The sequence below is a fragment of the Streptomyces sp. NPDC006265 genome, assembly GCF_040613555.1.
Classification (GTDB): Bacteria; Actinomycetota; Actinomycetes; order Streptomycetales; family Streptomycetaceae; genus Streptomyces.
Map to the genome: position 1 here is coordinate 1 of NZ_JBEXSH010000038.1, position 20,934 is coordinate 20,934.

A 20,934-nucleotide genomic window follows, 5' to 3' on the forward strand; every position below is an offset into this window, starting at 1 on the left:
AACATCGCCGCCGCCTCCGCCCTGCTCCACCCCGGAGTCTTCCGCGCGGTCGGCTTGCTGAGCGTCCCGTACGCGCCACCCGGCGGTCCGCGCCCCTCCGATGTCTTCGGCCGGATCGGCGGACCCGAGCAGGAGTTCTACGTCTCCTACTTCCAGCAGCCCGACCGCGCCGAGGCGGAGATCGAGCCCGATGTCCGGGGCTGGCTCGCGGGCTTCTACGCGGCCCTGTCCGCCGGCACCATGCCGGCCGAGGGCGAGCCCGACCCGCACTTCCTCGCCCCGGGCGGTCAGATGCGCGACCGCTTTCCCGCCGGACCGCTCCCGGCCTGGTTGAGCGAGGAGGACCTCGACGTCTACGCCGGGGAGTTCGAGCGCACCGGTCTGACCGGCGCTCTCAACCGCTACCGCATCATGGACCGCGACTGGGAAGACCTCGCTCCCTACCGCGGAGCCCCGATCACACAGCCCGCCTTGTTCATCGGCGGCGCACTGGACGCCTCCACCACCTGGATGGCCGACGCCATCGACGCCTACCCCACCACCCTCCCCGCCCTGTCCGCCTCCCACCTCCTGGATGGCTGCGGCCACTGGATCCAGCAGGAACGCCCCGAGGAGGTCAACAGCCTGCTGACCGACTGGCTCGCCACCCTCCAGGACTGAACCGAGCCTTTCCCAGTAATGGATCATGACGTTGTGTGATCGTTCAGATGGTGCGGTCACGCTCGATCGGGAGCAGGACGAGGGCTGCTGCGGCGATCTTCGTGATGCGGCTGGGGTCGAGGCTGACCCTGCGCAGGGCCTTGAAGGTGGTCTTGAGCAGGGAGTTGGCGCGCTCACAGATCCCGTGGATGCCGCGGATGACCTTGTTGTAGGTCTGCTGGGCCTCGGTCAGCTCGCCTCCGGCGGGCTTCTTGTGCGGGTGGCGGAAGCCGTCGCCGGCGTTCTCGTAGCCGAGGTCCACGAGGGTCGGCATGTCCAGCTCGGCGGCGATCCGGTTGAGGGCGTCGATCAGGCCGTGGTGGCGGGCGCAGGTGGTGTCCGGGCGGACCGGTGAGACCCAGATCGGCCAGCCGTCCGGGGTGGCGATGACCTGCACGTTCCCGCCATGGTGCTTGTGTTTTCCGGACCACCAGAGGTCGGCGCCGTTGGGGCCGGGGGCGGCGACGCGGTCGGTGCGGATGACGGTGCCGTCGAGGTTGAGATGTGTCAGCCCGGCTGCCTTCGCGCGTTCCAGCGCGGTGGACAGGTCCGGTGCGCCGGCGGCCAGGACGGCCAGTCCTTCGTGGAGGTAGCGGTAGGAGGTGGAGGCCGACAGGCCGTTGTCACGGGCGAGTTGGGACAGACGGGTGCCGTCGACGAACCAGCGCAGGACGAGCACCGCCTGGCGGAAGCAGCCCAGCGCACGCCTGCCCTTGCGGGTTCCGGCCGCGACGCGGTGATTGCGCAGCAGCCGGGCCACGTGCTCGGCGGTGGACCGCTTCACATCGAGCACGGCGGTATATGTGACACTGATCGACACGTGAGGCCCCTCGGTCAGAACAATCTGTCGCAAGATCGTTCCTACCAGGGGCCTTACGCCTGCCCGGACTTGGGGACCACACGGCGCCAGCATCGCGATCACAGCGAGCGACGGGCGCTTACTGGGAAAGGCTCACTGTCCAGAATCAATGGGAATCCACCAGAAGTTTTGGGCTGAAACCCCTCATGTGAGTGATGCTGCGAGCCAGCTCAGTCAGAGTCTTCATGATCACTGGCGAGATCGTCTGAGGCGGGTCGAAGCCTGCGACGCGCCGCGTCCAGGCGTTCGCCATAGTCCGCTGCGAAAATCCCAGGCAGGGACTTGTCGAGCGTTCCGGCCAGCCTATGAATGGGCGCCCGGACCGCCTCGTCGTCGACGAGACGGCTGAGGTCCGTCATCTGCACTCGCTCCAGCCAGTCCGACAGGACCAGCGCTTCATCAGAGGTGAGCTTGATGATGATCTCCGTGTTTCTCCACTGCTCGAACATAGTTCGCCGACCCTGCGGTGTCAGAGGTGCCTGGCACAGTGCCGCCGTGGACATCGATTCCTTCTGGAAGCTCATCGAAGAGTGCCGACGGCAGACGCGGGGCCGGGACGAACGGCTGACGTGGTTGCGTGACGAGTTGTCGCGGAGGCCGCTGACAGAGATCGTGCAGTTCCAGCTTCGCCTGGACGAAGTGACGCACGAAGCCTTCACCTGGGATCTCTGGGCTGCTGCGGAGCGGATCTTCGGCGGCTGGTGTTCGGACGACGGATTCTGCTACTTCGGCCTGTGGATGGTGGGGATCGGTCGGGAAGCCTTCGTGCGGGCAGTGATCGATCCCGACTCTCTGGCCGATACCCCTGAGGCTCAGTGCCTGGTGGGTCGCCCTCGGGAGCTCTGGAACGACGACTGGCCGGAGTGGGAGTCTCTCGACTACGTCGCCATGGAGGCGTATGGACTACTCACCCGCGCGGATGACGACTGCGGCGACGCATTCTATGAAGCCGTCGAAGCCGAGCAGGGCGCTGTAGGCGGCAATCCAGGGCCGCGCGGCGAGCAGTGGGACGTGCGATGCGAAGACGAGGCGATGCGCAAACTGCCGAAGCTGAGCGCAATGTTTCCCCTACGGCCGCTGGCCCGGTAGGCGCGAAAGCGCTGTAGGGCCTCAGAATTCCTGGCCAAATCTTAGGCAGGATGCCCGCTGTCTGGCCACTGAGACACACACGTCAGCGGCGCCTCCCGTGGAGAGCTAGCGGCTGGCCGCCCGCGGTGGCCGTGAGAGCTCATTTGGCCAAGTCGCTGAGAAGCTGTGTCATATCCTCTTTTCGCAGGTCAAAGGGCGTGAAGGGTGGTAGTGATCCCGCTTGCCGTTCGGTTGGGCGTCGATGGTCGCCGTTCCGAACGGCAGCAGCAGCGCGCTGGTCTTCAGGCGGCTGCGAGGGTGACCGTCGGTGCCTCGGTGCCTCGGTGCCTCGGTGCCTCGGTGCCTCGGTCCTCGCTCTCGTGCGCCGCAGCCGACGCCAGTGCCGCGAGCGGCAGGCCGACGAACGGAACACCGCCGTCGCCTTCGCCGCCGGCATCAACGGAACACCGCACCCACGGCACAACCCGGGCCCGGTGTCATCGTCCGCGACCACGATCAGCCGCAGCCGGAGCGCCCCGTCCCTTCCCATGCCGCCACCGTACGAAAGCGAGGGAGGCCGTCGAGAGCCCTCGTGACGCCGTGCCGGGCAAACGGCGTCAAATGCCGTGCCAGGCCCTTCGGACCGCCGAGGATGGTCGAATGACGATCACGCGGCCGACGACCTCGCCCCCGCAGGGGGCTTTGGTGATGCACCCGTCTACGGCCAGGTCGTGCAGGCCCAGCCCGACGATGCGGTCGTAGGCGGCCAGGCAGATTTTCAGCGGTGCCGGCCCGTGTCCGGCCTCGGCCCATTCGCGCAGTCGGCGGCGCAGGGTGCGGTCCGAGCAGCCGGGTGGGGCGATCCGTTCGTAGCCGCTTCCATGGACCAGCGCGGCGATCAGGTGGTCGAACAGGACCCGCTCGGGGATGCGGCGGCGGTGGCAACCCACGGATGGGTCGGTGCCCGCGCTCCAGGACCGGCGGTCACATCCGGTCGCGGTGGCGTTGTGGACTGATCCCGCGGGCTCGTTTGAAAGCGGCGCTGAACGCGAATGCGCTGCCATAACCAACCTGACGGGCTATGGAGTCAATCGTGGCGTCCGACTCTTTGAGGAGATCGGCGGCCAGGTCGATGCGCCACTCGGTGAGATATGCCATTGGTGGCATGCCGACGAGGTCAGTGAAGCGGCGGGCCAACGTCGCTCGGGACACCCCGGACCGCCCGGCGAGCGCGGCCACCGTCCACCGACGGTCCGGGTGGCCGTGTATGAGTCGCAGGACGGGCCCGACGACGGGATCCCCGTTGGCTCGATACCAGGCCGGCGCATCGGCATCGGGCCTGATGAACCATGCGCGGAGGATGGCGACCAGCAGGAGATCCAGAAGTCGTTCGAGCACGAGATCTTGGCCCGGCTCGTTTCGCACGGTCTCCTCGGCGAGTAGCGACACCACCGCGGATTCACCGTGGTCGGCCCTGGGGATGACCAGAAGGGGCGGCAACGCGCTGAGCAGTCGCATGGCGATCTCGCCTGGTCGCCGGTACTTGCCGATCAGCAGCACCGACGAGCCGTCCGCGCCGTCGTCGCAGGTTCGCATGCCGTTGGCCCAGGTGCGCACACCCGTGTCCGCGGCCTCGGGCAGCTCCACGCCGGCTGGGGTCGTCCGTCGGGGGCCGGGCTGAACGACCACCTGGATCGGAGTGCTGGGATCATCGGCGAAGGTGAACGTGTCCGGGCCACGCATCATCGCGATATCACCCACGTCGAGCCGTACCGCATCGCCGGCACTGGGCACAACCCAGGGCGTCCCGCGCAGGATGGCCACCACGCTGAGCGGCGCCCTGTCTCGCACCTGCACCGACCAGGGTGGGTTCTGGGCGGTCCGCAGCACGAACGCCCCCCTGGCCCTGGCTCCGTCGAGCAAGATCGACAAGGGGTCCACCGGCCCAGTGTAAGACGCGCCATTATGGACCTGCGAGCCTCGAACATGGCCCGTAGCCCGGCATTCCGGTGGACTGTGGATCATGACAAAGACTGCGCCAACAACATTGGTCCTCGCGGGAACCGGCAAGACCGGACGTCGGGTTGTGTCCGGGCTCGTAGCGCGTGACATGGCGGTACGGGTTGGCTCACGGCGTGCTGAGCCGTCTTTCGACTGGCAGGACGACACCACGTGGGAACCCGCGCTACGAGGCATGGACGCGGCTTATGTGGCCTTCTATCCTGATGCGGCGTTCCCCGGCGCGGCCAGGACCGTGGGTTCCTTCGCAGACATGGCAGTGGCCTGCGGCGTCCGGCGCCTCGTCCTGCTTGCTGACCGCGGTTCTGCCGAGGCCGAGCGGTGCGAACAGGCGGTGCAGGACTCGGGTGCGGAGTGGACCATCGTGCGGGCGGGGTTCATCACGCAGAACTTCAGCGAGGCGTTCCTCGTAGAACTGGTCCGGACCGGTGTGGTCGCACTTCCGGCCGGCGACGTCGCGGAACCGTTCACTGACGCAGAGGACATCGCGGATGTCGCCGTCGCGGCGCTGACCGAGAACGGCCATGCCGGCCGGATCCACGATGTGACCGGACCACGACTGCTCACCTTCGCCGATGCCGTCGGCGAGATAGCGAGGGTGACCCGCAGGGAGGTTCGTTATCTGCCGGTCACGCCCGAGCAGTTCGTCTCATCGCTGACCAGGCGAGGCGTGCCGGCCGAGTACGCGACGCAACTGGCCAGCCTGATGGTCGAGGTCTTCGACGGCCACAGGGCCAAGGTGACCGACACCGTCGAGCGCATTCTCGGCCGGCCGCCCCGCGACTTCGCGGAATATGCACACAAAACCGCCGCAACTGGTGTCTGGGATGCCCATAATGCGTCCTCCGGTGGAGCCTGACGTGTACGGAATACGGCGTCCCTGCCACCAGAACACCGCCATCGCAAGCACCCCGCGAACGGTTCTCACAAACCGCACCAACCACCCGTCGAGGGCACCACACTGCCCGCCAACCACCGCGCAGAACCCGCCGACTGAAGCGCAACGTCTCACCTGTGCTGAAGCCCCGCTCAACTTGTCATGCGGGGCTCAGACACAGGCTCTGAGGGATTGTTCGGCCTGCCAGCGCGCACGCACGACTCCGTCTCTGTCGGGCATGACAGCGGAGAGTAGAGGGACACGCTCATCGGCGTACACGGGCAGAAGCGCTGCAGCGTCGGCATCGGATATTCGGGCAGCCAGCTCCGGAAATTCGTCGTCGTCAGCGACGACGCTGTGGATCTGGCCTTCCCTGTCCTGCCAGACGCCCTCGACGATGCCCTCGGTGGGAAGGGCGCCGAGGATGGCGCTGACGTCGGAGGAGAGGGCTGGCCACACGGCCAGGCGGGCGCGGGGAGCGAGCCCGGCGCGAACCGTGTTGATGGTGTCGCACGTGAGGCGACGCCATCGCGAGGCGTTTTGGACGTATATCTCTTCCAAGAGTCCAGCGCGGCCGCAGCCAACTGCGCTGTGCAGGCCGGCCCAGAAGTCGTCATCGCCTGGCCGTAGGACGCCTTCCTCCTCGGGCTCGAAGTCGTAGGGGGAAACGTCCAGGTGTTCTGGGAACAGCCCGAGTTCGCGGGCGCGAGCTAGAGCTCCTTGGCAGGGTCGGCTGCTGCCGACGTAGAGGTACTGGTCCCACCCGACGTGCACTGCGAAAACGTCTTCCACCTCCAGCCGGCACCAGGCGCCGCTGTCGCGCAGCATGAGGCGAATCAGCTCCAGCCCGATGTCCAGCGGCATCTCTGCTCCGTCGTGGAAGTCGGCAAGACCGCCGGGAAGGAGCCTGTCGAGACCGAAGCCGTCCAGAGATCTCTCAACGCCGAAATGAGCAAGAGACGAGACTTCCGGCTCGCGGACAGACAGATGGTCGATGCTGGTGTCCGCGGCGAACGCCTTGACCGCCTGAAGATAGGCCGCCTCGATCTCGCCGTGATCGCTGATGGTGTCCTCGGTGCCGGTGTAGTGCCCGTGATCGTCACGGTCGGCGGGGTCGTACTTGCTGACGCGATAGACGTAGGGGAGCTGCACATCGCCATCTTCCAGCGCTTGCTGAGGAAGTGCCACGACATTTGAGACAAGGGCATCGGTGCGCCCTCTGAGACCCATCCGAATCTTGCTGGTCAGCACGCTGCGTCATGACACGAGCCGCGAGATCCTACAAGTGTGAGGGATCAGGCCGAGGCTTCGGGGGTGTCGACAGACAGGCGATGCCACGCGTGGCCGCAACCGTCGGAGCAGAAGCGCTCTCGTCGGCGTTCGTCGGCGACGGCCAGCACCGCGATCAGTAGCCGGAATGACTTGAGGCGCTCGTCGTGCGGGGTGAGACTGGCGATCTTTCCGAGTTGCTGGTCGATCCGCCCCCGTGTGATCAGAACTGCCGGTGTGTGCGTGGCGCGAAGTCCGGCGCGTCGGATGCTTTCCGGGCCGTCCTCGGCGGTGGCGCGGGCCTGAATGCAGAAATGTGACAGGAGGCGCAGGGTGTTGGACTGCTCTTCAGCGGAGAGGCTCTCGAACCACTCGATTCCCTGTGGCATCGGCCGAAGATCTTGGGCGAGTTCGTTGAGAATGATGTACGGATCAGCCATTCTCACGCCCCCGTTGCGCTCGATTCACAGTCTTTCCTGGTCATCCAAGCAGACCCTCGGGTGCCTAGAAAGGCAGTTCGTCGGCTTCCAAACGCTCTGAGTACCCACGTACCCAGTGGCCGGGGAAGGTGGCGCAGAGCGACTCCAGGTCGGCGAGCGTGCGTCCCCGAACGTGCAGCCAGCTGTGGTCACTCAGTCCGTCGAGCCGCAAGAGCTTCCCCGGCGCGGAAAACCAGCACACGGGTGATTCTTCCTTCCCGGTCCACATCGGGTACTCGGGAAACTCCACCGGCGCGAACCGACTGGGCAGCTCTCGAATCAGGCCGGCGGGAAGATCGCAGGCGTTGTAGAACCGTCCTTCGCTGCCGAGCAGCGTCTCGCTGAGTACGAGCTCGACACAGGCCAGGGAGACCCGCTCCAGGTAGCGGACCCAGCCGTCCAGTGACTGGACGAACACCGGCGGATCGTCCTGGCCGAGGTCCCGCAGCCGCACTCCCCAGACGGCGCATCCCTGGTTCTCGCTGCGGAAGACGAGCACTCCACCGAACTCGTCGTGCACGAACAGTTCGGAAGGGCGCAGCAGCGGGTCCTGGTTGCCGGTGAGGTCGTGACGCGTACCGAGAAGCGAGTACGCCTCGCGCAACGCGGTCGGCAGCGTGAGCCCCAGCATCTCCTCGGCTCGCTCCAGCTCCTCCGCTCGCGTACCCGCACCGTCGGCGAGCGGTTCCGCCCACGCTGCGGCGAAGTCCCGAACGAAGGCCCAGGCTCGCGCCCTGTCGGGTATCCCACCGCGCAGAGCTTGAGCCACGTCGAACGCGTCAACCATGCGGTGGACCGTACAGGCCGGCCAGCTTCGCCGGGACTCCGCAAGGTCGTTTGCCAGAACCAATGGGACTCGCCACATCTACTGGGAACGGACAGACGGCTACCGTGCCCCGGCTCAAGGAGGCCGCGTGGCGTGGCGCACTTTTGCAAGCGGGTGCTTGCAATAGTTAGCGGGGTGCTGCACTGTGGAGGCATGGCATCGCTCAACGTCGGCAATCTCGGTGACTATCTGCGCGAGCAGCGGCGCACTGCGCAGCTGTCGTTGCGGCAGCTCGCCGATGCCGCCGGGGTGTCCAATCCGTATCTGAGCCAGATCGAGCGCGGGCTGCGCAAGCCGAGCGCGGAGGTGCTGCAGCAGGTCGCCAAGGCGCTGCGGATCTCCGCCGAGACGCTGTACGTCCGGGCAGGGATCCTCGACGCCGAGCGGGACCGGGACGAGGTGGAGACGCGGGCCGTCATCCTCGCCGACCCGACGCTGAACGAGCGGCAGAAGCAGGTGCTGCTGCAGATCTACGAGTCCTTCCGCAAGGAGAACGGGTTCGGGATCGGCGACGGCATCGATGTCCCGGGTGCCGAAGACGGCCCCCGCGGCGCGGGTGTCGTCGGTGTCGTCACCGGTGACGGTGCGGTGAGTGCGGACGGGGATGCTCCCGACGCCGACGCCGGTATCGAGATACCGCGGACCGGCCCGGCCGACGGCGGTCAGCCCGCCCGGCGCCGTAGCCGTAAGACCGCCGGCAAGGGCGCCGGCAAGAAGGACAGCACGAACGACGGTGGTACGACCGCCACCCGCCGGACCCGCAAGAGCACCGGCGGCAGCGACACCGATCCGCAGCAGACGGCCGGCTGAGCCGGACCAGGGCATGGGCCGCCCGCCGCGGATCACACAACCCTCAGCCGAACCCTCAAGCGAGAAAGAATCCGGGAGGACCATCACCATGGCCATCACCGACGACCTGCGCAAGACCTTCAGCGACCCGACGCCGCTCTACTTCGCCGCAGGCACCGCCGACCTCGCCCTTCAGCAGGCCAAGAAGGTGCCGGCCCTGGTGGAGCAGCTGCGCTCGGAGGCCCCCGCGCGGATCGAAGCCGTGCGCAACACCGACACCAAGGCCGTTCAGGAGAAGGCGTCCGCCCGCGCCAAGGAGGCCTCCGCCCGCGTCAAGGAGACGCAGGAGACCCTCCAGACCAAGGTCACGGGGTTCATCGGCTCCCTCGACTCCGACTTCAAGAAGCTCGGCAGCAACCTCGACGCGGACCTGAAGAAGTTCGGCGAGAACGCCCAGGACTTCGCGCTGCGCGGCGTGGGCGTGGCCGCCGAGTACGCCGTCAAGGCCCGCGAGACCTACGAAAAGGTCGCCGAGCACGGCGAGCAGGCCGTCCGCACCTGGCGCGGCGAGGCCGCCGACAGCATCGAGGACGTCGCCGAGGGCGTCGAGGAGCTGGCCGTGGCCGTCGAGCCGAAGCCGCAGCCGGTCGAGGTCAGGGAGGAGCCGGCGAAGCCGGCCGCCGCCGCCCCGGTGAAGAAGGCCCCCGTGGCCAAGAAGGCCCCGGCGCGCAAGACCACCACCGCGAAGAAGACCTCCCCGCCCGCCAAGTAGGACGGCGCAGCGACCACACGGGCCGGGCACCCTGGGGGTGTCCGGCCCGTTGTACGGGTACGGTGACCGCGTAGGACGAGCCGAGTCAGGTGGTGGACGTTGTGCTGATGCAGGGCTTCGCAGGGATCATGTGGCTTCTGAGCATGGCCCTGATCGTTTTCAGCGGCTTCGCGTTGTTCGACGCGGCTGTGCGCCGGGAGGACGCCTACCGTGCGGCCGACAAGAAGACCAAGCCGTTCTGGCTGATCGTCCTCGGTATCGCCTTCGTGGTGAACCTGCTGTTCCCGATCCTGTCGTTCCTGCCGATCATCGGTCTCATCGCGACGATCGTGTACATGGTCGACGTACGGCCCGCGATCCGCGCGCTCCCGGGCGGCGGCCGCAGCAGGCGCGGCTCCAGCAGTGACGGCCCGTACGGGCCGTGGAACGGCGGCCGGTAAGAGCCCGGGCCTTCGGCTCTCGCCCTCCCGGCCCGGCCCGGCCCCCGCCTTCGGCCGAACCTACGGCACCCGGTCCAGCAGCAGTACCGCCACGTCGTCCGTCAGCTCGCCACCGTTGAGGTCGCGCACCTCGTTCACCGCCGCCCGCAGCAGTTGCTCGCCCCGCAGGCCCTCGGCGAACTGGCGGCGGACCATCTCCGTCATGCCGTCCTGGCCGAGCCGCTCCCGGCCCTGGCCGATGTGGCCCTCGATCAGGCCGTCGGTGTAGAGCATCAGGCTCCACTCGGCCCCCAGCTCCACCTGCATCCGCGGCCAGCGGGCGCCGGGCAGCAGCCCGAGGGCCGGTCCGTTGTTGTCGTACGGCAGCAGGCGGGCCGGTTTGCCCGGGCGGGCCAGCAGCGGCGACGGGTGGCCCGCCAGGCAGAGACCGGCGCGGCGGCCGTCCGGCGCGATGTCCACCGTGCAGAGCGTCGCGAAGATCTCGTCGTCGGCCCGCTCGTGCTCCAGCACCTGCTGCAGCGTGCCCAGCAGCTGGTCGCCGCACAGGCCCGCCAGGGTCAGCGCGCGCCACGCGATCCGCAGCTCCACACCGAGGGCGGCCTCGTCCGGGCCGTGGCCGCAGACGTCGCCGATCATGGCGTGCACGGTGCCGTCCGGCGTGCGCACGACGTCGTAGAAGTCGCCGCCGAGCAGTGCGCGCGAGCGGCCGGGGCGGTAGCGGGCGGCGAACCTCAGCGGGGAGCCCTCCAGCAGCGGAGTCGGCAGCAGGCCGCGCTCCAGGCGGCGGTTCTCCTGCGCGCGCAGCCGGCCCTCGGCGAGCCGGCGCTCGGCCGACTCGGACCGCTTGCGCTCCACCGCGTAGCGGATCGCCCGGCTCAGCAGCCTGCCGTCCAGCTCGTCGCGGAAGAGGTAGTCCTGGGCGCCCACCCGCACCGCCTCGGCGCCGCGCTCGGCGTCGCCGGACGCGGTCAGCGCCAGGACGGCGTGCCGGGGCGCGAGCTCCAGCACGTGCCTGAGCACGGCGAGCTCGTCCTCGGAGTCGGCGTGGCCCGGGGCGGGCAGCGCCAGGTCCAGCAGGATGCAGTGGACGTCGTCGGTCAGCAGCCGCCCGGCCTCCGTCAGGTTGCGGGCCGTGCGGACGCGGATCGGCTTGCCTGCCTGGTCGAGCATGTCCGGCACGATCGGCGAACCGGCCGGGTCGTCCTCGATCAGCAGCAGCGTCAGGTTGGTATGAGCGGTGTTGTTCTCCACCTTGTCCGTGCTGTTCCCGGCGGTGTCCGGCGTGCGGCCCACGGGCGAGGCGTCCTTCACGGATTCCTCGGCCGAGCCGCCGCGCGGGGACGCGGCCTGCGCCTGACCACTTTCCACGGCCGGGATCGCTCTCTGCCGCGGTATGGGTACGGGCATCGTCTTGGGTTCCTTCCCTCCCCCCGAGGGCATGGTGGGGGGCGAGGGACCTCGACCCACCGAGCGGGACCATAGCGGGTGTCGGCGCCGCATTGGAATGGTGTGAGCCATGCCGCTGCGCCACCGGCCAGTGTCATATGCCGCGATATGCCCCGCAGTTGGACAGGTCAGAGATGCTGCGGGGATGACGAACGTCACGTCAGCGCACGGTTTGCTCGTGGTGGAGCGTGCGGTGGGTCACGTGGGCCAGGTCACCGCGGGTGTCCGGTATTCGGCGTGTCGTCGTCGGGGTGTGGTCCGATCGTGGTCCGGTGATGGTGCGGTCGTCGTACCGGGTGCCGTCCCGTCGCCGTCCGCGCTCAGTGGGCGCCGGTGCCGGCGTCCGGGCGCACCACCCCGAGGATGGGCATGGATCCGGCTCCCGCGATCGTGACGGTCCGGCCGGGGCGCGGCGCGTGCACGATCGCCCCGTCGCCGATGTACATGGCGACATGGCTGGCGTCGCCGAAGTAGATGATGAGGTCGCCGGGCCGCATGTCCTGGACGTCGATGTGCCGCAGCTGCTTCCACTGCTCCTGTGAGGTGCGCGGTATGCCGCGCCCGGCGGATATCCAGGCCTGGGACGTCAGCCCCGAGCAGTCGTAGGTCCTCGGGCCCTCGGCGCCCCACTGGTACGGCTTGCCGATCTGGGCCGTGGCGTACTTCACGGCCTTCTTGCCCTGCTCCGAGGCCTTTCCGTTGGTCTCGTCGAGGATGCCGGAGTCGAGCCAGGCGGTCTGCGCCTTGTTCGCGGCCTCCTTCTCCAGCTCGGCGAGGCGCTCCTGCTCCTCCTTCTGGAGCGCGGACTCGAGCTTCTCCGCCTGCGCGATCTGCTTCTCGATCTTCTTCTGCGCGGCGGCCTTGGCCTTGCGGCCCGCCTCCAGCTTCTTCAGCTGCGCGGAGGCGTCCTTGGCGTACTGCTCCAAGTCCTCCTGCGTGCGGGTCAGTTCGCCGAGCAGGCCCTTGGTCGCGTGATGGCCCTCGCGGACCCGGCCCGCGCCGTCGAGGAAGTCCTGCGGATCGTCACTCAGTACCAGGTGGGCCTCGGGGGGCAGTCCGCCCCCGCGGTACTGGGCGGCGGCCGCGGCGCCCGCGCGGTCCTTCAGCTTTCTGAGCTTCTCCTGGCCCTTGACGATTTTCTTGGCCAGTTCGACGACCTCGGTGGACTGTTTGTCCGCCTTCTCCTCGGCGGCGTTGTACTCGTCGGTGGCGCGGCCCGCGGCGCGGTAGAGCTTGTCGAGCTTCTTGCGGACGGCATCGAGGTCCTTGGCGGGCGCGAGCGCCGGTCCCGCGCTCGGGGTGGGTGAGGGGCTGGGGTTCGCGAACGCCGTGCCCGGTGCGGCCAGCACCGTGACCGCGCAGACCACGGCCACCGCCGTCGCCAGCAGGCCACGCTTGCCCGTTCCCATACCTCAGCCCCCAAACTGATTAACCGTCAGTAACCTGCGATTTCGCCTGGGGATATTGCCATGTCGACCCGGAAAGCGACAGGGGTAGTACTTCCCGCCACCCCCTCGCCGGTATGCCCCGGCAACACGATCTCCCCGCCTGTGTGACGAACGACTCAAAGAGATCGTTCCAACAGGCCCTGGCCGGTTCCTCGTCCGGGCCCTGTCCGTTCCTCATCGGGGCCCTGCCCGGTCCCTGTCCGGATCCGACGGCTCAGGTGCCCGGGGCCAACGCCCCCCACCGCACCGTCACTTCGCCCTGCCGCCACCGCGCCGGTCCGTCCGTCACCGGCCAGTCCGCCGTCAGGTCCCGCACCGCCCGGATCCAGCGCTGCCGGGCGCCGTAGGACGCGTAGGGCGCGGCGGCCGCCCAGGCGCGGTCGAAGTCGCGCAGGAAGGCGTGCACCGGCTCGCCCGGGACGTTGCGGTGGATGAGCGCCTTCGGCAGGCGTTCGGCCAGGTCCGAGGGGCGTTCCAGGGAGCCCAGCCGGGTCGCGAAGGTGACCGTGCGCGGTCCCTCCGGGCCGAGCGCGACCCACACGTGCCGGCGCCCGATCTCGTCGCAGGTCCCCTCGACCAGCAGCCCGCCGCGTGTCCCGGTCGCCGGATCGGCCGGTGCGAGCCGCGCGCACAGCCGTTCCCACACGACCGCGACCTCGCCCTCGTCGTACTGCCGCAGCACGTTCGCCGCACGGACGAGTAGGGGCCGCTGGGGGATCGGGATCTCGAAGCCGCCGTGCCGGAAGACGAGCCCCGGCCGCGCGTAGGGCAGCGCCGCCGCGACCCGGGCCGGTTCGATCTCGACGCCCACCACACGCGCGCGTGGCGCGACCGTGCGCAGGCGCTGGAGCAGCTCGACGGCCGTCCAGGGGGCGGCGCCGTACCCGAGGTCTACCGTGACCGGGTCGGCGGCGCGGCGCAGCTCGGCGCCGTGCGTGGCCGCGATCCAGCGGTCCATGCGGCGCAGCCGGTTGGGGTTGGTCGTCCCGCGCGTCACCGTGCCGAAGGGGCGGGCGGCTGCGCGGGGTGTCATGCGTACGAGGTTAAGCGGCCTCCGGCGCTGTCAGGGCGCGAGGTGCCGCCGCCAGTAGGTGGGGCGCCAGTAGGAGAGGGTGGTGAGGTCGTCGGGCATCGGGTCGTGGGACGGACCCTGCTCGAACGGGTCCCGGCCCGGGTCGGCGGGCCGGAAGCCCGGGTCCAGCGGCTCGTCGTCGCGCGGTGGCCGTACGTGGCGCCGCATCTCCTCGGTCACGGCGCCGATCCGCCGGTAGTTGGCCTGCGCCTCGATCAGGCTCAGCCCATGGTTGGGGCCGCCGCCGGACGTGGGGTGGCGGAGCTGGAAGGGGTCCTCCTCCCAGTAGCAGACCGGGCAGATCTCGTAGGCCCACAGCTCGCCGAGGGTCTGGTGGCCGCAGCACGGGCAGGGGAGGAACTCCTCGGGCGGAGGCGGCGGTGCCGGGTCCCGGTGAGGTCCGTGCTGTCGGGGTGAGCGCACCCGTTTCCGGCGATGACCGGGATGGCGTCGTCGATCACGAAGACGAACCCGGAGCGTTCGCCGGTGTGCGACTGCGTGACGGCCACCTTGTTCGCCTGCCCGGGGGCGGCCGTGTAGGTGAGGTGCCAGCCGTGCTCGTTCACCGCGGCGGTGGCCGACGGCGCCGCTGCCGCGGTCGGGCCGGCCAGGGCGATCGGGGCGGCCAGGGCGGTGCCGAGAACCGGCGTCAGGACCGAGACGGCGCGTAACAGCGGGCGGCGGCCTGCGAGGCGACAACGCATGGGAATCCTCCAGGAGGCAGGAGGCAGGAGGCAGGAGGCAGGAGGCAGGAGGCAGGAGGCAGGAGGCAGGAGGCAGGAGGCAGTCGAGGCGGTTGTGGGTCCTTTCGCTGTGGGGGACAGGTGCGGCAGGCGCCCGGTTGTCCGCCCCGAGGGAGTCGTCGACCGGAGTTCACCTGCCGGTCACGCACCCGGAGCCGGGGGACCCGCACCCCTTCGCTACTCGAACGGTTGAGCGACAAGCGGTAATGATTCGGTAAAACTCCCGAATCTGGAAATGGAGCACGCCCCTCCGGTGTTGGACCCCGTCGGAGGGCACCGTGTGCTCTGCGAGAGGCATGCCCGAGGCGAGGAGGAACGCCACGTGAGCCAGTACATCGGCAGGCTCGGACGGCGCTCCACGTCGTCACCGGCGCGCCTTCGACTGCATCGCAGGCCCCGCCGCGTCGCCATGCTCTCCGTGCACACCTCCCCGCTCCACCAGCCGGGCACCGGCGACGCCGGCGGCATGAACGTCTACATCGTGGAGCTCGCCCAGCGTCTCGCCGCGCACGGCATCGAGGTCGAGATCTTCACGCGCGCGACCGCGGCCGCCCTCCCGCCGACCGTCGAGCTGGCCCCCGGCGTCCTCGTCCGGCACATCGACGCCGGCCCCTACGAGGGCCTCAACAAGGAGGACCTCCCCGCGCAGCTGTGCGCCTTCACCCACGGCGTGATGCAGGCCTGGGCCCACCAGCGGCCCGGCCACTACGACCTGGTCCACTCCCACTACTGGCTCTCCGGCCACGTCGGCTGGCTCGCCGCCCAGCGCTGGGGCGTCCCCCTGGTGCACGCCATGCACACCATGGCCAAGGTCAAGAACGCCAACCTGGCCGACGGCGACACCCCCGAACCGGCCGCCCGCGTCATCGGCGAAACCCAGATCGTCTCCGCCGCCGACCGCCTCATCGCCAACACCACCGAAGAGGCCGACGAACTCGTACGGCACTACGCGGCCGAGACCGACAAGGTCGCCGTGGTCCACCCCGGCGTGAACCTCAGCCGCTTCTCGCCCGCCGACGGCCGCGCCGCCGCCCGGGCCCGCCTCGGTCTGCCCCAGGACGCGCTGATCCCGCTCTTCGCGGGCCGCATCCAGCCCCTGAAGGCCCCCGACGTGTTGCTGCGCGCCGTCGCCGTCCTCCTCGACGAGCGCCCCGAACTGCGCTCACGCATCCTCGTGCCGGTCGTCGGCGGCCCCTCCGGCAGCGGCCTCGCCAAGCCCGAGGGCCTGCAGAAGCTGGCCGCGCGCCTCGGCGTCGCGGACGTCGTACGGTTCCGCCCGCCGGTCGGCCAGGAGCAGCTCGCGGACTGGTTCCGCGCCGCGTCCGTGCTGGTCATGCCCTCCTACAGCGAGTCCTTCGGACTGGTCGCCATAGAGGCGCAGGCGGCCGGCACCCCGGTGCTCGCGGCGTCGGTCGGCGGTCTGCCGGTCGCCGTGCGCGACGGCCACACCGGCTTCCTCGTCCGCGGGCACGACCCGGCCGACTACGCGCGCGTGCTCGGCGACTTCGCCGACGACCCGCGGCTGACGGACCGGCTCGGCGGGCAGGCCGCCCGGCACGCCCAGTCCTTCGGCTGGGACACGGCGGCCGCCGCCACGGCGGACGTCTACACGGCCGCGATGCAGGCGCACCGTCGTCGCGTACGCTCGCTGCATGGGTGAAACCGATCAGGAACAGCGCGCGGCACAGGTCGTCGAAGGAGCGCTGAAGGACGCCGACCTGGAGTGGGAGAGCCCCCAGCCCGGCACGTACGTCGCGCAGCTCCCCGGCACCCGCAAGCTCAAGACGACCGTCTCCCTGATCATCGGCCGCCACTCCCTGTCGCTGAACGCCTTCGTCATCCGCCACCCCGACGAGAACGAGCAGGGCGTCCACCGCTGGCTGCTGGAACGCAACCTCAAGCTCTACGGCGTGAGTTACGCCGTCGACCAGCACGGCGACGTCTACGTCACCGGCCGCCTCTCTCTGCCCTCCGTCACCTCCGACGAGCTCGACCGGCTGCTCGGGCAGGTCCTGGAGGCCTCCGACGGAGCCTTCAACACCCTGCTGGAGCTGGGCTTCGCCTCGGCGATCCGCAAGGAGTACGCGTGGCGGGTGTCGCGGGGTGAATCCACGCGCAACCTGGACGCGTTCGCCCACCTCACCCAGCGCCCCGAGCGCTAGGGCCCTTGTGATGGATCTCCGCGGTGCCGCGATGCCCGGCACGCTCCTCCAAGCTCTCGACTCCGCTCGAGCAGGGGGTACCCCCACTCGCCGCACCGGACAAAAGCCCTAGTAGCTCCGCTACGAGGGCTTCTGGCACGCGCATCTGCCGCGTTGTCGTCACTCGCCGATGCTCCGCATCGACTCCCTCCTCCGCCTTGCACCTGCACGCACCAGGCCCCGCTCACGGCGATGACAGGCGCAGCCGATTCCCTGCGACCTGATCCGAACGACAGGCCCTAGCCCGCCCGGTAGCGCCCCGGTGGCACCCCCACCAGCTTGCGGAAGTGCCGGGTGAGGTGCGACTGGTCGTAGAACCCGGCCGCCACCGCCGTATCGCCCGGTGAGCGCCCCTCCAGGAGCAGCCGCCGGGCGCGCCCCACGCGCAGGGACGTCAGGTACTGGTGCGGTGCGATGCCGTAGGCCGCGCTGAACGTCCGTACGAGATGGGCCGGATGGGCGCCGAGCAGTCCGGCGGCCTCCCGCAGGACGACGCCCTCGACGATCCGCTCGTCCAGCAGCTCGCGCAGCCGCCCCGCGAGAACGGGATCGGCCGGCCGCTGGGAAGCGGGGCCGCCGCCCCGCAGGTGCTCGCGCAACCGCTCCCCGACGAACAACAGCCTGCTCTCGGCCTCCAGTTCCTCACCGGGCAGCCCCAGCGTGCCGTGCAACTGCCCCACCCGGCGCCGCAGCAGCGGATCACGCAGATCGGGCCGATCGACGGCCGCCCCGATGAAATCGCCCCCCAGGTGTGTCCCGTCCAGGTACAGCACCCGCTTGCGGAAGCCCTCCGGCGTGACGGGGGAGCCGTTGTGCGGCACGTGCGGCGGCAGCAACGACACCGTGTCGTGCGGGGTGCCGTGCTCGTGCCGGTCGAGGTCGTACCGTACGGCGCCGGTGTCGACGATCAGCAGTGTCCAGGCGTCGTGGACGTGCATCGGGTACGCGTACTCGGTGAACCGGGCGTGGAAGACCTCGACGACACCCGGGACGGCGGGCCGCCAGGCGGAGACGATCCGGGAGGACTCGGAGGCCATGCAAAGAACGTACAAGACCCCGGCGAGGGCTGCCGGGCACGCTCGGACCATGGACATCGCACCCTCCCCGGAGCCGATCCGCTTCGACACGAAGATCGCCGTACTGCTGCGCGCCGACCTGGAGCCCTGGCAGCGCCTGAATGTGACATCGTTCCTGGTCAGCGGCCTGGGAACACAGCTTGCTGAGGTGATCGGCGAGCCGTACGAGGACGCGGACGGCGTGCCCTACCTCCCCATGTTCCGCCAGCCGGTCATGGTCTTCGAGGCCACCAAGGAAACCCTGACCACCGCCCACGCCCGTGCCCTCTCCCGCGCCCTGCCCCGCGCGGTCTTCACCTCCGACCTCTTCGCCACGGGCAACGACCGCGACAACCGCGCCGCCGTACGGGCCGTGCCGACCGCGGACCTGGACCTCGTGGGGCTCGCCGTGTACGGCCCGAAGAACGCGGTGGACAAGGTGGTGAAGGGGGCGCGGATGCACCCGTGAGCCGGGGCGGGACGGGGTGGCGGGGGCCAGGGCGGGAGGACGACCAAAGTCGCGGGTGAGTAGACCAACGGCCGACGACAGGGCGGACGGCTTCCGAAGAGACTCGTGCCATGGAGGAAGCCAGGAACGTTCCCATGCGGAAGAGCCCCCGGCCGCGGGCGGGCGGTGCCACCGAACTCGCCGAGTCGGCCTGGTCCATCGTGCTCTTCTGCGTCGCCTGCGGTGCCGTGGCCGGCGCCCTGCTCCCGCTTCTCGCCCATCTGCTGCTGACCTTGCCCTGGGCACCGCTCGAAGGTCCGGCCGAACTGCTGACCTCGGTGCCGGAGCCCGCCCTCACCCTCGGCACGATCACGGTGGGTGTGCTCGGCGGTCTGCTGCTCGGCTTCACGGCGGTCCACGAGTCGCTGTCCGTCCGCGTCGCCGACACCCACGTGACCCTGACGATCCGGGACAGCGCCCAGGAGTTCACCCGCGAGGAGATCTCCGTGTTCTTCCGCGACGGCAAGCAGCTCGTGCTGCTCGGCCCGACCGGTCTCGAACTGGCGCGGGAGCACTGCGGCCTGAACTGGCAGCGCCTGGCCGACGCCCTCACCGCCCACGGCCGCACCTGGGCGGGGCAGGACCCGCACCGCGCCGAGTTCCGCCGCTGGGTCCCCGGCACCCCCGGCCTGCCCCCGGGCGCGGACGCCCTGCTGCGGGCTCGCGCCCGGGCCCGCAAGGACGAGGACAGCGCCGAGGAGCCCCGGGAGTTGCGCGGGGAACTGCTGCGGCTGGGCGTGGTCGTACGGGACGAGGACGGGCGGCAGTACGTCCGGGTCGTGACGGTGACGTCGGCCGGTGACGTCGGTGGGTGACCTCGTGGGTGACCTCGGAGAGGGTGGCGGGGGCTTGGGGTGCGCCGCCTCTCGCCACGGCCGCCTCTGACCACGGCCGCTCCTCGCCACGGCCGCCTCTCGCCACGGCCGCCTCTGACCACGGCCGCTTCTCACCAGGGCCGCTTCTCACCACGGCCGCTTCTCACCAGGGCCGCCTCTCGCCGCGGCCCCGTGAGCCACGCGCCGGGCGTCAGGGCGTGCAGGCCGCGGCGATCGACACGCTGTTCTCGTACAGGTGGTGCCGGGTGATCCGTCCGTCCTCGACGGTGAGCCGCAGCGCGAAGGGGCCCGAGAAGGACTTGCCGGTCGCCCGGACCGTCCCGGACACCTGCCCGGTCAGCACGGCGTCGGTCCCGTCGACGAGGATCGTGTCGACGGACGCGCGAGTGTCCTCGGGGACGGTGTGGCGGGCCAGGTCACCGGCCTGCGCCGCACACTCGGCGGCGGTGGACCGGGGCCGGATCCAGGGCACGGCGGGGTTCTCGGCGAGCATCCAGTCGACGGTGTCGGCGAAGAGGGCCGTGAGCCCCTCGGTGTCACCTGCGAGGCGGAGTTCGAGGAACCTCCGGACGGTGGCGCGGGTGGCTTCGGCGGTATCGGTGGGCGTCATGGAACCCAGCCTGCCGGGGTGCCCGACGCGCGTCGATTACCTCGGAGGTAGCCTCCGCACACCGCCGACGCCGACGTGGGGCGCGGGGACGCGGTACGCGACGGGTCGTGGGGGGGGGAACCGTGAAGGCACACCTTGCCGCCATGCATCTGAGCGGAGCGGTGCTGCTCCTCACCTTCCTTGTGCCACCGGCCTGGGCTCTGGACGCCTACGGAGGGGCGCCGACCCGTGAACCCTCGGCGGGCGTGTCACCGTTCATGATCTTCCTGACGGTCGTGTTCTGCTGTGTGAGCTACCACGTGGCGGTGCAGATCCCCTCGGGGCTGTTGGGCGCGTGGCTCGGCCGGAACCGCGGGGCGGGCGCCATGTATGCGTGCGTCGTGGTGGTGGCGGGCGTCCTCACGGCGGCTCTGTCATGGGGAGTCCTGGAGACGGATCGCCTCGCCGAGATTCTCCCGGTGTGGGCCGACCTCATGGCTCGCGGCTCATTGGGCATGGCCGCGTACGTCTGGATGAGCCTCCGCTTGACCTAAAATCGAACGCATGAACGATCCAGAGTCGCGGCTCGCGCTGCTCCGCTTCCTGGAGCGCGTGCAGGCGCGCGACCTGGCACGCACCCGCCGTTGGATCGTGGACGAGGAACGCCGCCAGGCCGAACACCGGCGCGGCCTCCTGGCCAGGCCGCCCGCGCCGGACTGGCTGATCGAACGCGGCCTGTCCGGACAGGAAGCGGTGTACGTCCACGTCGGCGGCTGCTGGAACGCGGGCCGGCGCAGCAAGGGCGTCGACCGGGACCACGCCCGGCGCGCCCTCGCCGACGGAGTCAAGGCATGCCCGCAGTGCCGGCCGGACACGGAGCTCGGATTCATGGACGGGTAGTGCGGCCGCCCAGGGACGGGATGGTCCCCATCCCGTCCC

The 20,934-nt window shown here is 69.9% G+C and carries 24 protein-coding genes and 1 pseudogene; 12 read left to right on the forward strand and 13 right to left on the reverse strand.

The features are described 5' to 3' along the window. Positions 1 to 660, forward strand: a 660-nt coding sequence (locus tag ABZ281_RS05725) for an alpha/beta hydrolase (RefSeq protein ID WP_356652453.1), incomplete at its 5' end; no start/stop codon positions are given. A 43-nt stretch (positions 661 to 703) separates the two neighbouring features. Here the strand turns inward: ABZ281_RS05725 and ABZ281_RS05730 are convergent. Both ABZ281_RS05730 and ABZ281_RS05735 read right to left on the reverse strand, forming a co-directional pair. Continuing rightward, entirely contained in the window at positions 704 to 1,519 is an 816-nt protein-coding gene (locus ABZ281_RS05730) for a transposase family protein (RefSeq protein WP_356652455.1), read from the reverse strand. 209 nt (positions 1,520 to 1,728) lie between these two features. Continuing rightward, positions 1,729 to 2,007 carry a hypothetical protein gene (locus tag ABZ281_RS05735; RefSeq protein WP_356652457.1) on the reverse strand — a complete coding sequence of 93 codons (279 nt, stop codon included), beginning with the start codon at positions 2,005 to 2,007 and terminating at the stop codon, positions 1,729 to 1,731. Positions 2,008 to 2,053: 46 nt separating this feature from the next. On the opposite strand from ABZ281_RS05735, the gene ABZ281_RS05740 reads away from it, so the two are divergent. Next, entirely contained in the window at positions 2,054 to 2,647 is a 594-nt protein-coding gene (locus ABZ281_RS05740) for a DUF4240 domain-containing protein (RefSeq protein WP_356652459.1), read from the forward strand. Between the two features lie 650 nt (positions 2,648 to 3,297). Here the strand turns inward: ABZ281_RS05740 and ABZ281_RS05745 are convergent. Together ABZ281_RS05745 and ABZ281_RS05750 are read right to left on the reverse strand one after the other, a co-directional pair. Beyond that, positions 3,298 to 3,573 (reverse strand): annotated as a pseudogene (locus tag ABZ281_RS05745) (IS5/IS1182 family transposase); the annotation flags it as partial. A 37-nt stretch (positions 3,574 to 3,610) separates the two neighbouring features. Beyond that, positions 3,611 to 4,567: an AraC family transcriptional regulator gene (locus tag ABZ281_RS05750; protein ID WP_356652461.1), complete on the reverse strand. Its 957-nt coding sequence runs from the start codon at positions 4,565 to 4,567 to the stop codon at positions 3,611 to 3,613. A gap of 82 nt (positions 4,568 to 4,649) precedes the next feature. On the opposite strand from ABZ281_RS05750, the gene ABZ281_RS05755 reads away from it, so the two are divergent. Then, positions 4,650 to 5,504 carry an NAD(P)H-binding protein gene (locus ABZ281_RS05755; RefSeq protein ID WP_356652463.1) on the forward strand — a complete coding sequence of 285 codons (855 nt, stop codon included), beginning with the start codon at positions 4,650 to 4,652 and terminating at the stop codon, positions 5,502 to 5,504. 189 nt (positions 5,505 to 5,693) lie between these two features. Here ABZ281_RS05755 and ABZ281_RS05760 read toward each other — a convergent pair whose 3' ends face one another. The 3 genes from ABZ281_RS05760 to ABZ281_RS05770 form a co-directional block, all read right to left on the reverse strand. Then, on the reverse strand, positions 5,694 to 6,773 hold the full coding sequence (locus ABZ281_RS05760) for an RNA-binding protein (protein WP_356652465.1): 1,080 nt from the start codon (positions 6,771 to 6,773) through the stop codon (positions 5,694 to 5,696). Positions 6,774 to 6,817: 44 nt separating this feature from the next. Continuing rightward, on the reverse strand, positions 6,818 to 7,231 hold the full coding sequence (locus tag ABZ281_RS05765) for a DUF5958 family protein (protein WP_344409140.1): 414 nt from the start codon (positions 7,229 to 7,231) through the stop codon (positions 6,818 to 6,820). A gap of 64 nt (positions 7,232 to 7,295) precedes the next feature. Next, positions 7,296 to 8,057: an SMI1/KNR4 family protein gene (locus tag ABZ281_RS05770; protein WP_356652467.1), complete on the reverse strand. Its 762-nt coding sequence runs from the start codon at positions 8,055 to 8,057 to the stop codon at positions 7,296 to 7,298. Positions 8,058 to 8,249: 192 nt separating this feature from the next. Here ABZ281_RS05770 and ABZ281_RS05775 point away from each other — a divergent pair, with 192 nt between their 5' ends. The 3 genes from ABZ281_RS05775 to ABZ281_RS05785 all read left to right on the forward strand — a co-directional run bounded on the left by ABZ281_RS05775 (position 8,250) and on the right by ABZ281_RS05785 (position 10,097). Further along, positions 8,250 to 8,906, forward strand: a complete 657-nt coding sequence (locus ABZ281_RS05775; RefSeq protein WP_356652469.1) for a helix-turn-helix transcriptional regulator — start codon at positions 8,250 to 8,252, stop codon at positions 8,904 to 8,906. Between the two features lie 88 nt (positions 8,907 to 8,994). Beyond that, positions 8,995 to 9,657 (forward strand): hypothetical protein, encoded by a 663-nt coding sequence (locus ABZ281_RS05780; RefSeq protein ID WP_356652471.1) that lies wholly within the window; start codon positions 8,995 to 8,997, stop codon positions 9,655 to 9,657. A 107-nt stretch (positions 9,658 to 9,764) separates the two neighbouring features. Then, positions 9,765 to 10,097 carry a DUF2516 family protein gene (locus tag ABZ281_RS05785; RefSeq protein ID WP_356652473.1) on the forward strand — a complete coding sequence of 111 codons (333 nt, stop codon included), beginning with the start codon at positions 9,765 to 9,767 and terminating at the stop codon, positions 10,095 to 10,097. Between the two features lie 60 nt (positions 10,098 to 10,157). Here ABZ281_RS05785 and ABZ281_RS05790 read toward each other — a convergent pair whose 3' ends face one another. The 4 genes from ABZ281_RS05790 to ABZ281_RS05805 all read right to left on the reverse strand — a co-directional run bounded on the left by ABZ281_RS05790 (position 10,158) and on the right by ABZ281_RS05805 (position 14,486). Continuing rightward, positions 10,158 to 11,504: a SpoIIE family protein phosphatase gene (locus ABZ281_RS05790; protein WP_356652475.1), complete on the reverse strand. Its 1,347-nt coding sequence runs from the start codon at positions 11,502 to 11,504 to the stop codon at positions 10,158 to 10,160. A 359-nt stretch (positions 11,505 to 11,863) separates the two neighbouring features. After that, positions 11,864 to 12,952 (reverse strand): NlpC/P60 family protein, encoded by a 1,089-nt coding sequence (locus tag ABZ281_RS05795; protein WP_356652477.1) that lies wholly within the window; start codon positions 12,950 to 12,952, stop codon positions 11,864 to 11,866. A gap of 253 nt (positions 12,953 to 13,205) precedes the next feature. Then, positions 13,206 to 14,024: a class I SAM-dependent methyltransferase gene (locus tag ABZ281_RS05800; RefSeq protein ID WP_356652479.1), complete on the reverse strand. Its 819-nt coding sequence runs from the start codon at positions 14,022 to 14,024 to the stop codon at positions 13,206 to 13,208. Between the two features lie 30 nt (positions 14,025 to 14,054). Beyond that, on the reverse strand, positions 14,055 to 14,486 hold the full coding sequence (locus ABZ281_RS05805) for a CPCC family cysteine-rich protein (protein WP_356652481.1): 432 nt from the start codon (positions 14,484 to 14,486) through the stop codon (positions 14,055 to 14,057). Between the two features lie 642 nt (positions 14,487 to 15,128). Between ABZ281_RS05805 and mshA the strand changes: the two genes are divergently transcribed. Both mshA and ABZ281_RS05815 read left to right on the forward strand, forming a co-directional pair. Next, entirely contained in the window at positions 15,129 to 16,466 is a 1,338-nt protein-coding gene (mshA, locus tag ABZ281_RS05810) for a D-inositol-3-phosphate glycosyltransferase (RefSeq protein WP_356652484.1), read from the forward strand. Beyond that, positions 16,459 to 16,968, forward strand: coding sequence for a YbjN domain-containing protein (locus ABZ281_RS05815; RefSeq protein WP_356652486.1), 510 nt, complete (start codon positions 16,459 to 16,461; stop codon positions 16,966 to 16,968). The genes mshA and ABZ281_RS05815 overlap by 8 nt, the downstream gene beginning before the upstream one ends. Positions 16,969 to 17,246: 278 nt before the next feature. Here ABZ281_RS05815 and ABZ281_RS05820 read toward each other — a convergent pair whose 3' ends face one another. Further along, positions 17,247 to 18,044, reverse strand: coding sequence for an AraC family transcriptional regulator (locus ABZ281_RS05820; protein ID WP_356652489.1), 798 nt, complete (start codon positions 18,042 to 18,044; stop codon positions 17,247 to 17,249). A 49-nt stretch (positions 18,045 to 18,093) separates the two neighbouring features. Here ABZ281_RS05820 and ABZ281_RS05825 point away from each other — a divergent pair, with 49 nt between their 5' ends. Together ABZ281_RS05825 and ABZ281_RS05830 are read left to right on the forward strand one after the other, a co-directional pair. Further along, entirely contained in the window at positions 18,094 to 18,531 is a 438-nt protein-coding gene (locus ABZ281_RS05825; RefSeq protein WP_356652491.1) for a DUF2000 domain-containing protein, read from the forward strand. Positions 18,532 to 18,665: 134 nt separating this feature from the next. Continuing rightward, positions 18,666 to 19,385: a hypothetical protein gene (locus ABZ281_RS05830; RefSeq protein WP_356652493.1), complete on the forward strand. Its 720-nt coding sequence runs from the start codon at positions 18,666 to 18,668 to the stop codon at positions 19,383 to 19,385. Between the two features lie 211 nt (positions 19,386 to 19,596). Here ABZ281_RS05830 and ABZ281_RS05835 read toward each other — a convergent pair whose 3' ends face one another. Beyond that, positions 19,597 to 20,016: a nuclear transport factor 2 family protein gene (locus ABZ281_RS05835; RefSeq protein ID WP_356652495.1), complete on the reverse strand. Its 420-nt coding sequence runs from the start codon at positions 20,014 to 20,016 to the stop codon at positions 19,597 to 19,599. 143 nt (positions 20,017 to 20,159) lie between these two features. Between ABZ281_RS05835 and ABZ281_RS05840 the strand changes: the two genes are divergently transcribed. After that, a complete protein-coding gene (locus ABZ281_RS05840; RefSeq protein WP_356652497.1) occupies positions 20,160 to 20,549 on the forward strand; it encodes a hypothetical protein in 390 nt (129 codons plus the stop codon). Between the two features lie 10 nt (positions 20,550 to 20,559). Beyond that, the gene (locus ABZ281_RS05845) at positions 20,560 to 20,895 is read left to right on the forward strand and encodes a DUF6233 domain-containing protein (protein WP_356652499.1); all 336 of its coding nucleotides are present in this window, start codon (positions 20,560 to 20,562) and stop codon (positions 20,893 to 20,895) included. Positions 20,896 to 20,934 lie beyond the last annotated feature (39 nt).